General features: G+C 73.7%; 9 protein-coding genes. 3 read left to right on the top strand and 6 right to left on the bottom strand.

The window, feature by feature from the left end:
* Positions 1–112: 112 nt before the first annotated feature.
* A complete protein-coding gene (locus tag ABT026_RS14550) occupies positions 113–1,378 on the top strand; it encodes an NAD(P)/FAD-dependent oxidoreductase (RefSeq protein WP_351114650.1) in 1,266 nt (421 codons plus the stop codon).
* Positions 1,379–1,490: 112 nt separating this feature from the next.
* A complete protein-coding gene (gene dnaG, locus ABT026_RS14555) occupies positions 1,491–3,449 on the top strand; it encodes a DNA primase (RefSeq protein ID WP_351114651.1) in 1,959 nt (652 codons plus the stop codon).
* 82 nt (positions 3,450–3,531) lie between these two features.
* On the opposite strand, the gene ilvD is transcribed toward dnaG, so the two are convergent.
* From ilvD to ABT026_RS14585, 6 genes are all read right to left on the bottom strand, one after another.
* Positions 3,532–5,274, bottom strand: a complete 1,743-nt coding sequence (ilvD, locus tag ABT026_RS14560) for a dihydroxy-acid dehydratase (protein WP_351114652.1) — start codon at positions 5,272–5,274, stop codon at positions 3,532–3,534.
* Between the two features lie 16 nt (positions 5,275–5,290).
* The gene (locus ABT026_RS14565; RefSeq protein WP_351114653.1) at positions 5,291–6,259 is read right to left on the bottom strand and encodes a C-terminal binding protein; all 969 of its coding nucleotides are present in this window, start codon (positions 6,257–6,259) and stop codon (positions 5,291–5,293) included.
* A 67-nt stretch (positions 6,260–6,326) separates the two neighbouring features.
* Positions 6,327–6,941 (bottom strand): bifunctional 4-hydroxy-2-oxoglutarate aldolase/2-dehydro-3-deoxy-phosphogluconate aldolase, encoded by a 615-nt coding sequence (locus ABT026_RS14570; protein WP_351114654.1) that lies wholly within the window; start codon positions 6,939–6,941, stop codon positions 6,327–6,329.
* Between the two features lie 96 nt (positions 6,942–7,037).
* Complete coding sequence (locus ABT026_RS14575) at positions 7,038–7,982, bottom strand: sugar kinase (RefSeq protein ID WP_351114656.1); 945 nt, start codon at positions 7,980–7,982, stop codon at positions 7,038–7,040.
* A 190-nt stretch (positions 7,983–8,172) separates the two neighbouring features.
* Positions 8,173–9,141: a nucleotidyl transferase AbiEii/AbiGii toxin family protein gene (locus ABT026_RS14580; protein ID WP_351114659.1), complete on the bottom strand. Its 969-nt coding sequence runs from the start codon at positions 9,139–9,141 to the stop codon at positions 8,173–8,175.
* A complete protein-coding gene (locus ABT026_RS14585; protein WP_351114661.1) occupies positions 9,138–9,779 on the bottom strand; it encodes a hypothetical protein in 642 nt (213 codons plus the stop codon). The genes ABT026_RS14580 and ABT026_RS14585 overlap by 4 nt, the downstream gene beginning before the upstream one ends.
* A 131-nt stretch (positions 9,780–9,910) precedes the next feature.
* On the opposite strand from ABT026_RS14585, the gene ABT026_RS14590 reads away from it, so the two are divergent.
* Positions 9,911–11,272 (top strand): RNA polymerase sigma factor, encoded by a 1,362-nt coding sequence (locus ABT026_RS14590; RefSeq protein WP_502967975.1) that lies wholly within the window; start codon positions 9,911–9,913, stop codon positions 11,270–11,272.
* Positions 11,273–11,385 lie beyond the last annotated feature (113 nt).

An 11,385-nucleotide genomic window follows, 5' to 3' on the forward strand; every position in this document is an offset into this window, starting at 1 on the left:
ACGGTCCGTTACCGCCGGGACAAGGACCGCGTGGCCTCTTCGGCAGCTTCTCTCCGGGCACTAGCCTCCGTGCGGGACGCTCATCCGGCACCACCGGAGAAGGAGGCACATCGTGGTCGACGCGGACCAGACGTTCGTCATCGTCGGAGGAGGCCTGGCCGGCGCGAAGGCAGCGGAGACGCTGCGCGCCGAGGGTTTCCGCGGGCGGGTGATACTGATCAGCGACGAACGGGACCATCCCTACGAGCGGCCCCCGTTGTCCAAGGGCTACCTGCTCGGTTCCGCGGACCGCGACAGCGCGCTCGTGCACGAGGCGGCCTGGTACGCCGCCCACGACATCGAGCTGCACCTCGGGCAGACCGTGGACGCGCTCGACACCGCGGCCCGGACCGTACGCCTGGGGGACGACGGCACGCTCGTCCCCTACGACCGGCTGCTGCTGGCCACCGGCGCCGAGCCGCGCCGGCTGGACGTGCCGGGCACCGACCTGACGGGCGTCCACCACCTGCGGCGGTTCGCGCACGCCGAGCGGCTCAAGGGCGTGCTGGCCGCGCTGGGCCGCGACAACGGGCACCTGCTGATCGCCGGGGCCGGCTGGATCGGCCTGGAGGTCGCCGCCGCGGGACGGCACTACGGGGCCGAGGTCACCGTCGTCGAACCCGCTCCCACCCCCCTGTACGGGGTGCTGGGCCCGGAGCTGGGCAACGTCTTCGCCGAGCTCCACCGCGAGCACGGGGTGCGGTTCCAGTTCGGGGCGAAGCTCACCGAGATCGTCGGCCAGGACGGGCTGGTCCTGGCCGCGCGGACAGAGGACGGCGAGGAGCACCCGGCGCACGCCGTGCTCGCCGCGATCGGCGCGGCCCCCCGGACCGCGCTGGCGGAGGCGGCCGGACTCGAGCTGGCGCCCCGCGAGCTGGGCGGCGGCATCGCGGTCGACGCCTCGCTGCGCACCTCCGACCCGCACGTCTTCGCGGCCGGCGACGTCGCCGCGTTCCCGCACCCGCTGTTCGGCGCCCGGCTGCGGGTGGAGCACTGGGCCAACGCCCTCAACGGCGGACCGGCGGCCGCCCGGGCCATGCTGGGGCGGGAGGTCGTCTACGACCGGGTCCCGTACTTCTTCTCCGACCAGTACGACCTGGGCATGGAGTACTCCGGGTGGGCGCCGCCGGGCGCCTACGACCAGGTGGTCATCCGGGGCGACGCCGGCAAGCGCGAGTTCATCGCGTTCTGGCTGAAGGACGGCCGCGTCCTGGCCGGGATGAACGTCAACGTGTGGGACGTCACGCCCGCGATCCAGGACCTGATCCGCGGCGGCGCGCCCGTGGACCCGGACGCCCTGTCCGACCCCCGCGTGGCCCTGGACGCGCTCGTCGCCTGACCCGGCGGGGCCCGGGCCGCCGCCCGTCCCGCCCCGTGCCGCCGGGTGCGGCGCGGGCGGGTCCGGCGGGCGGTGGAGCCGTGACGTCGGCGCGCGCCCGTACAATTTGCACGTGGCTGGCGGCGGCAGGATCAACGACGAGGACGTGAAGGCGGTTCGGGACGCGGTCCCGATCGACTCCGTCGTCTCGGAGTACCTCCAGCTGAAGAACGCCGGCGGCGGCAACCTCAAGGGCCTGTGCCCCTTCCACGACGAGAAGTCCCCGTCGTTCCAGGTCAGCCCCGCCAAGGGCCTCTTCCACTGCTTCGGCTGCCAGGAGGGCGGCGACACCATCACGTTCGTGATGAAGGTCGACCACCTCACCTTCTCGGAGGCCGTCGAGCGCCTGGCCGGCCAGGCGGGCATCACGCTCCGGTACGAGGAGGGCGGCTACAACCCCTCCCACCAGCGCGGCGAGCGCATCCGCCTGATCGAGGCGCACAAGATCGCCGCCCAGTTCTACGCCGAGCAGCTGGCCACCAGCCCGGAGGCGGACACCGGCCGCGCCTTCCTCGCCGAGCGCGGCTTCGACCAGGGGGCCGCCGAGCACTTCAACGTCGGGTACAGCCCGCAGGGCTGGGACCACCTCACCCGTTACCTGCGCGGCAAGGGGTTCAGCGACAAGGAGATCCTCACCTCCGGCCTCGCCCAGGAGGGCCGCCGCGGCCCCATCGACCGCTTCCGCGGCCGCCTGATGTGGCCGATCCGGGACATCGGCGGCGAGGTCGTCGGCTTCGGCGCCCGCAAGCTCTACGAGTCGGACAACGGGCCCAAGTACCTCAACACCCCCGACACCCCCGTCTACCGCAAGTCGCAGGTCCTCTACGGCATCGACCTCGCCAAGAAGGACATCGCCAAGACCAGCCGGGCCGTGGTCGTCGAGGGCTACACCGACGTCATGGCCTGCCACCTCGCCGGGGTGACCACCGCGATAGCCACCTGCGGCACCGCCTTCGGCGGCGACCACATCAAGATCCTCCGCCGGCTGCTGATGGACAACGGCACCTCGCGGGTGATCTTCACCTTCGACGGCGACTCCGCCGGCCAGAAGGCCGCGCTGCGCGCCTTCGAGGACGACCAGAAGTTCGCCGCCGAGACCTACATCGCCATCGCCCCCGACGGCATGGACCCCTGCGACCTGCGCCTGGCCAAGGGCGACGACGCCGTCGCCGACCTGGTGCAGCCGCGCACCCCGCTGTTCGAGTTCGCGCTGCGCCAGATCGTGGCCCGTTACGACCTCGACACCCCGGCCGGCCGGGCCGCCGCGCTGGACGAGGCCGCCCCGGTGGTCGCCAAGATCAAGAACGTGGGCGCGCAGCACGAGGTGGCGGTGCAGCTCGCCGGCATGCTCGGCATCCTGGACACCCAGTTCGTGGTGCGCAGGGTCGCCCAGATCGCCCGCTGGGCCCGCGACCGCGGCGGCCGCGGCCCCGCCCCCGACAACGGCCGCCCCCCGCAGAACGGCCCGCGCCACCCGCAGGACGGCCCGGGCGCCTCCCAGGGCGGCCCCGCCGCGCAGGGCTCCCGCGGGCCGTCGGGCGCGCCGCTCAACCTGCGCAACCCGGTGCACGCCACCGAGCGTGAGCTGATCAAGCTCGCCCTTCAGCGGCCCGAGCTGGTCTCCCCGGCCTTCGACGCGTACGGCGTCGACGAGTTCACCGCACCGCCCTACGCGGCGGTCCGCCAGGCCGTGATGGACGCGGGCGGCGCCGACGCCGGCGCCCAGGACCCGCAGGAGTACCTGATCCGGGTCCGCGACGCCGCACCCGACGACACCGTCCGCTCCATGGTCACCGAGCTGGCCGTCGAGGCGATCATGGTGCGCCGCCCGGTCGACGAGAACTACGCGGGGGAGCAGCTGGTCGCGGTCCGCCGCCGCGCGGTGGACCGCCGCATCCAGGAGGTCCAGTCCAGCCTGGCCCGCCTGGGCCACCAGGGCGACCCCGCCCAGCTCACCGCCGTGCAGAACGAGTTGTGGGTCCTCCAGCAGTACGGCCAGGCGCTGCGCGAGCGCGGAGCCGCGGCGCTGTAGCCGGCCGTCGGCGGCGGGTCTCCGCGCAGGCGCACCGGCGGCGGGCGGCCGCCCCTTGCTGGCCGGCCACCCCGTGCTCGGCTCAGGTGAGGGAGGCGCCCTCGGAGGCGCTGCGGGCGGTGCGCTCGTAGAGGGAGAGGATCCCCGAGGAGTGCTTCGACGGCGGGCGCGTCCAGGCGGCGCGTCGGCTCGCCAGGATCGTCTCGATCTCCTCCGGCGAGCGGTGCGCGCCCTCCACGCCCACGATCGCCAGGCGTCGCTCCGGGATGTGGAGCTCGATGAGGTCGCCGTCCCTGACCAGGGCGATGGGGCCGCCGTCAATGGCCTCCGGTGACACGTGGCCGACGCACGGGCCCTTCATGGCGCCCGAGTAGCGGCCGTCGGTGACGATCGCCGTGGTGGTGTTCAGGCCGGGGTCCGCGGAGAGGATCGCGGCGGCGTAGTACATCTCGGGCATGCCGTTGGCGCGCGGCCCCTCGTATCGGATGACGAGGACGTCGCCGGGCTCGATCCGGCGGGAGACGAGCGCGTGGACCGCGTCCTCCTCGTGTTCGAACACGCGGGCCGGACCGGTGTGGGTGTGCATCTCGGGAGGCACGGAGAACGCCTTGACCATGGCCCCGTCGGGCGCCAGGTTCCCGTACAGCACCGCGATGCCGCCGTCGCTGCCGAACGGATCGTCGCGGGGCCGGATGATCTCCTCCGGACCCGTCTTGTAGTTGGCGAGGTAGCCCCGCCGCTCGGCGAAGTACACCGGGCTGGCGGCGATCTCGTCCAGGTTCTCGCCGAGCGTCTTCCCGGTGACCGTGAGGCAGTCCTCGTGCAGCAGGTCCCGCAGCTCCAGCATGACCGCGGGGACCCCTCCGGCGTACCAGAAGTACTCGACGGGGTACCTGCCGGTCGTCTTCACGTTCGCCAGCACGGGCACCTTGCGGTGGATGCGGTCGAAGTCGTCGATGGTGACGTCGACCCCCGCCTCCCGGGCCGCCGCCGGCAGGTGCAGGAGGGCGTTGGTCGACCCTCCGACGGCGGCGTGCAGGACGATCGCGTTCTCGAAGGCCTCACGGGTCAGGATGCGCCGCGCCGTGATGTTCTCCTCGACCAGACGGACCGCCTGCTTGCCCGTCGCCCGGGCGTACCGCAGCAGCTTGGCCAGGGGCACGGGGGTCAGCGCCGACCCGGGCAGCGCCAGACCCAGGGCCTCGGCCAGCACCTGGCCGGTGCTCGCGCTGCCCATGAACTGGCAGGCCCCGCAGGTGGGGCAGGCCACGCGCTGCGCCGCCTCCAGGTCCTCCCGGGGCAGCTCGCCCCGCTCGACCTCGGCGCCCATCGGCCACATCTGGTCGGAGGTCACGAAGTCCGGCGCGTTGAGCTGCGTCCCGCCCGGCAGGTGGATCGACGGCAGGTCGCACCGGGCCATGGCCACCAGGTGCGCGGGGACGGACTTGTCGTTGCCGGAGACCACCACCATCCCGTCGTGCGGGTGCGCCAGCGCGTGGATCTCGACCATCGCGGCCATGACGTCTCGGGAGACCAGCGAGTAGCGCATCCCCTCGGTCGCCTGGACGATGCCGTCGCAGATGTCGCTGACCGTGAAGACGCCCGGTTTGCCCCCGGCCTCGTGGACGCCGTAGGTGACCTCCTCGACCAGGCTGCGGAAGTGGAAGGTGCCCGGATGGCCCATGCCGTCGGCGCTGTCCACCAGGATCTGCGGCTTGCCCAGGTCCTCCTCGGTCCAGTTCATGCCCAGGCGCAGGGCGTCTCCCTGGTGGTTCACCAGGCGCAGCCGCTGACTGCGCAGCGACGGCCGCCGCTCTTCACTCATGTTCCACAGCCTCTCGTCATCCGCTGGGGGTGGTGGGGGACACGACGTGGTGCGGCGCCCGGCCGAGGACGCCGGCGACGGCGTTCTCCGCGGCCTTGTGCTTCAGCTCGGTGAACGACTCCTCGGAGTACCACCCGGCGTGCGGGGTGATCACGACGTTCAGCAGGTCGAAGAGGCGGTGCGGCGGCGTGAGGGGTTCGCCCTCCACGACGTCCAGCGCGGCGCCGAGGATCCGCCCGCCCTCGAGAGCGTCCGCCAGGGCCTGTGTGTCGACGACGCCGCCCCGGCAGGTGTTGACGACGATCGCGTCGGGCCGCATCAGGGACAGCGCGTCGGCGTCGATCAGGTGCCGGGTCGCCGGGGTCAGGGGGACGTTCAGGGACAGCACGTGGGACCGGCGCAGCATGTCCTCGAACGACAGCAGTTCGGTGCCGCGCAGCGGCTCGGGCGGCTCCGTCACGGAGGGGTCGTGCGCGACGACCTCGAAGCCGAGGGCCCGCGCCTTCACGGCGGTGGCCACGCCGATCCGGCCCAGGCCGATCACACCGAACGTCCGGCCCTGGAAGCGGTGCAGCGGCTTGACGGCGGTGACGTCGTGGTCGCCCTGGCGCAGGCGGCGGTCCAGCTGCGGGATGCCGCGCAACAACGCCAGGGCCAGGGCGACGGCGTGGTCGCTCACGTCCTCGGTCCCGTAGTCCGGCACGTTGCAGACCAGCACGTCCTGGGCCTCGGCGGCGTCGAGGTCGATGTTGTCGACGCCCACCCCGTACCGGCTGACCACCTTCAGCCGGGGCAGGGACTCGAGGACCCGGGCGGTGATGGGGGCGTACTGGACGATCAGCCCGTCCGCCCCGGCGCCCGCCGCGATCACGTCGTCCTCGTCCGCGCAGTCGGCCAGGACGAGTTCGACGCCTGCCGCGGCGGCGGCCCGCTGCTCCGGCTCGATGGTGTCGTGATCGCAGTCGGTGATGACGATGCGGGCCATGCCGGCTCCCGGTCTGTGGGTCGGTGGGGGTGGTGGAGGTGGTGGACGGGTCCGCGGGCCGAGGGGTTCAGCGTTCGCGGCCGGGCAGCAGCGGGGTCAGCAGGTCGAGCTGGGCGGGGTCCTGGAGGGCGGAGCCGACGCCCACGACCCGGGCGCCCGCGTCGAGGAACCGCCGGGCGTTGGCCGCGTCCACCCCGCCGGTGGCCACGAAGCGGGCCTCGGGGAACGGCCCGCGCATCGCCGTGAACCACTGCGGGCCCAGTGCGGCGGCGGGGAAGACCTTCAGCCACCGCAGGCCCAGGCGGCCGGCGGCCTGGATCTCGGAGGCGGTGGCCACCCCCGGCAGGTAGGGCATGCCGGACTCCAGGGCCGCCTCGGCCACGCCGGGGTCCAGTCCCGGAGCCACGGCGAACGAGGCCCCCGCGGCGGCCGACCGCCTCAGGCGCTCGCGAGTGGTCACCGTGCCGGCCGCGACCCCGAGGTCGCGCTCGCGGCCCGCCTCCACCGCCGCGGCCAGCGCGTCCACGCCGTCCTCGCCCTGGACGGGTACTTCGACCCACTCCACGCCGAGGTCCCAGGCGCGCCGGGCCAGCTCGACGGTCCGCCCCGGGTCGAACCCGCGCAGGATCGCCATCAGCGGGCGCCCGTCGAACGCCGAGTCGAACCACTTGCCGCTGTCCATCGTCTCCCTCTCGCTCCCGTCCCGGTCCCGTGCGCGTCGGGGACCGCGTCCTCGCCCGTGTCCGGGGCCGCGTCCGCGGCCTCCCGGCCCGGGGTCTCAGCGGTGCACGTCCTCGCCGCCGGACAGCAGCTCCAGCTCTCCGCGGCGCGGCAGCCCTTCCCAGTCGCCGGGGACGGACACCGCGACGGCCCCGCACACCGCGCCGCGGCGGAGCCGGGCGGTCAGGTCGAGGCCCTCGATCCTGGCGCTGAGGTAACCGGCGACGAAGGCGTCCCCGGCCCCGACCGGGTCCACGCCGCTGACCGTGACCGCCGGCACCGTCGCGGTCCCGCCGGCGTCCCGCCCCACCGCGCCCCGGCTGCCGCGCTTGACCACCACCTCCGTCGGCCCGAGGCCGTGGACGGCCTCGGCGATGGCCTCCGGCTCCGTCTCGTCGGTGAGCAGCCGCAGCTCCTCCTCGCCGCCGAACACCACGTCCACCCGGCCGATCAGCGAGCGCATGGCGGCGGCCGCGTCCTGCCTGCTCCACAGCTTGGAGCGGTAGTTGACGTCCACGCTCACCGTGACACCGGCCGCGCAGGCCAGCTCGACGGCGTGCTCGACGGCGTCGCGGGCGGACGGGCCGAGCCCCAGGGTGATGCCCGTGGTGTGCAGGATTTTCGCGGAGCGGACGAGGTCCTCGTCCACGTCCTCGCGGCTCAGCCGCGATCCGGCCGAACCGCGCCGGTGGTAGGCGGCGACGACCCGGTCCGCCGTCCGGTGGTACCGCAGCATGAACCCCGTGGGAGCCTCCGCGTCGACGACGAGAGCGGACAGGTCCACGCCCTCGGACCGCAGTCCCTCGCCGATCACCCGGCCCATCAGGTCGTCGCCGACCCGACCGACCATCGCGACCCGCAGGCCCAGTCGCGCCAGTCCGATGGAGACATTGCTCTCCGCGCCCGCGAAGGAGAAGGTGGCCGAGGTCCCGGGCGTCAGCGGACCGGTCCCGTCCCCCCGGAACAGGCCCAGACTCTCACCGACGGTGACGACGTCCGTCATGAACTCCTCCTGCCCGGCGGCCCTGGCGCCTCGCACGCCTCGTGCGCCACCGGCACCCCTGCCTGGACCGCGATCGACAGACACAGCGTGACCGCCGCACGGGCCGGAGCCACCGATTACGCCGTACGCGGCATGTCCCCGGCGGGCAGGACGGGGGCCGGCGGGGGCGGGCCGTTCGCGCGCGAGGGCGTCAGTCGAGCCGGAACCCGTCCAGCGTGGATTCCAGGGCGTCGAGCAGGCGGCCGGTGTACTCCTGACGGCGGCCCTCGAACTCCGGATGGTCGACCACGAACTCCTCCCACTGGACGTCCGCCAGCTGCTCGGCCAGGTGTGCGCGCGTCAGCAGCCCCAGGCTCCGCAGGTACGGCCAGTCCTCACAGTCCTCCAGCACCGGCCGCAGCAACTCCTGGGCCAGCGGCACGCGTTCGGCCAGCAGCACCGCGTCGTAGAGGTCCTTGCCCTGCGGGTACCGGTCGCAGAGCAGCCAGAGCACCTTCCAGGCCAGGGACAGTTCGAGCGTCGCCGCCCGCACCGTCCCGCCGCCGGGCAGCTCCACGGGTTCCGGCTCCTGGAGCAGCCTCTCGTTGAAGACGAAGTCCAGCTGCACCGACCCGCCGGGCAGACCGGACGCCTCCGGTGCCGACCAGGGCAGCACCATGCGGCGGCCGGGCACCCGCTCGTAGGTCCAGATGTCCTCCGTCACCGCGCCCCGCGCGTCGAACCGCGGGCAGGCCGCCTCCCAGCCGGAGAGCGACTGCGCGGCCCGGGCGATCTCCTCCAGCATCCGCGCCGTGCCGGGGTCCTCCATGGCCCAGGTGTGCGGGACGACCACGAAGTCCAGGTCGCCCGGCTCACGGGCCTCCGCGCCGAACCGGAGCGCCATCAGCGCGCTGCCGCGCAGCACCAGAGCGTCGGACCACGCGGACCCGGCCACCGCCTCCAGCACCAGATCCAGCGCCCGTCGGCGCGCGGCACGCCACCGCGCGCCCTGCCGGGCGTGCTCGAACCGCGGCTCCGAGGCGCGGTAGGCGTCCGTGCGGTGCTTCATCGCCGGGTCGAAGACAGGCGACTGGGTCACCCCGTCCGCGTCCACCCAGCTCAGCGTCGCCGGCAGGTCGTAGTACCTCGGGTTCTTCCACGGGTTCCTGGGCGTGCTCATCCCACAGGTCCTTCCTTGAGGTCGTCGCACTCACCGAGCTCCTCGAGCCACCCCGCGTCCACCGAGGCGTCGCTGTCGTACAGCACGAACTCCCGCTCCATGTCCAGCACTTCCTCTCCCGCCAGGACTTCGAGCAGGGCGTCCAGCGCCCGCCGCGCGCCTCCCGCGTCCACGCCCCGGCACCGCTGGGTGACGAACCGTTCGTGGTGTCCGGGGCCGGTGACCCGCCGCGCGTTCCACGACAGGTGGGCTCCGTGCGGGGCGACCCGGGCCGCCAGGGCCGCCAGGTCGGCGGCCGCCTCCAGGCGGAGCTTCACGTGGTGCTCGAAGTGACGCCCGTCCTCACAGGGTTCGCGCGGGACCTCCGGGGCCAGTGGGTCGGACTCGACCTTCAGCCGGGCCACCGGGAATCCGTCCGCCTCCAACGCGTCCCGCACCGCACTGGCCTGGGACAGCTGGCCGGCGTACGAGTCGGCGTCGCGCAGGGTGACCATCGGCTGGGACGGGGTGCGGCCGCGGGCGAGCACCACGTGGGTGAGCTTGAGTCCGCGCGCCGCCGACCAGCGGCGCAGCCGGTCCAGCGCGGCGTCGTCCGGGCACCGCACCGTCAGGTGCGCTTCGTAGGAAGAACGGGGCATCCGCTGATCATTACAGAGGGATTTCTGGGGGCGCACATGAGTTTTGCGTCGCTTGGGTAATCAAGCCGTCACGTACCGGTCGCAGAAAGTGGGCGCACGACCCTCGTGAGGGGAGTGTGTCCTGCGCCACACTGGGTCCGGCGCCGAGTACCCCCGGAGCACGCCCGGCCCGTGACCCACGACGCGGCCGAGCCGCCCGGCGTCACCCCCCGCAGTCGCCCACAGACGCAAGCGCTGCCGCACCCCCAGCAGCGATCACCCTGGAGGTCGCACGCGTGCAGACCCAGACCCTCTCCCACGCCGCCGGTCCCTCGCGCGCCCTCGCCGAGGGCGACGCACCGGTCCTGGCGGCGGTGCCCCTGCAGGACCGGGCGGCGCACCACCCCGAGACGCAGGTCCCGTCCCTCGACGAGCCGGCCGAACCGGTGGAACCCGTGGGGCCGCACGACCCCGCCGAGCCGGTGGACGCCGCGGACGTGGCCGAGGCCGCGGAGGCCGAGCCGGCGGAGGTGGAGCCGGTGGAGGTGGAGCCGGCCGACCTGGAGGAGCCGGTCGCGGCGCGGCGCAAGGCGCAGACCGCGGGCCCCTCGGCCGACCTGTTCCGGCAGTACCTGCGCGAGATAGGCCGTATCCCGCTGCTGAGCGCCGCCGAGGAGGTCGAGCTGGCCCGCCGGGTGGAGGCCGGGCTGTTCGCCGAGGAGAAGCTCGGCCGCACCCCCGACCTGGACAGCCGGCTCGCCCACGACCTGGACCGGCTGGTCGTGCTGGGCCGGCTCGCCAAGCGCCGCCTGATCGAGGCCAACCTCCGGCTGGTCGTCTCCGTCGCCAAGCGGTACGTGGGCCGCGGGCTGACCATGCTGGACCTCGTCCAGGAGGGCAATCTGGGCCTGATCCGCGCGGTGGAGAAGTTCGACTACGCCCGCGGCTACAAGTTCTCGACCTACGCCACCTGGTGGATCCGCCAGGCGATGTCCCGCGCGCTGGCCGACCAGGCCCGCACCATCCGCGTCCCCGTGCACGTCGTCGAACTGATCAACCGCGTGGTGCGGGTGCAGCGCCGCCTGCTCCAGGAGCGGGGCTACGAGCCGACCGCCGACGAGGTCGCCGCCCAGCTGGACCTGACCGCCGAGCGGGTCCGCGAGGTCCTGCGGCTCGCCCAGGAACCGGTGTCGCTGCACGCCCCGGTGGGCGAGGAGGAGGACGTCGCCCTCGGCGACCTCATCGAGGACGGCGACGCCGTCTCCCCGGTCGAGACGGCGTCGTTCATCCTGCTGCGCCAGCACCTGGACGCCGTGCTCTCCACCCTGGGCGAGCGCGAACGCCGGGTGGTGCAGCTGCGCTACGGCCTGGTCGACGGCCGGCCGCGCACCCTGGAGGAGATCGGCCGCCTCTTCGGCGTCACCCGCGAGCGGATCCGCCAGATCGAGTCCAAGACCCTGAGCAAGCTGCGCGACCACACCTTCGCCGAGCAACTGCGCGGCTACCTCGACTAGGGCCTGTCCGGCGGATCATGCCGTTCTTGCTGCCGGTTCGCTTGTCAGCGGGCCTGAGCGGGGTCTGGTGCGTGCGGCTGCAAGGCGGAGGAGGGAGGCGACGCGGAGCGTCG

This window comes from Streptomyces sp. NPDC002734 (assembly GCF_040295685.1).
Classification (GTDB): Bacteria; Actinomycetota; Actinomycetes; order Streptomycetales; family Streptomycetaceae; genus Streptomyces.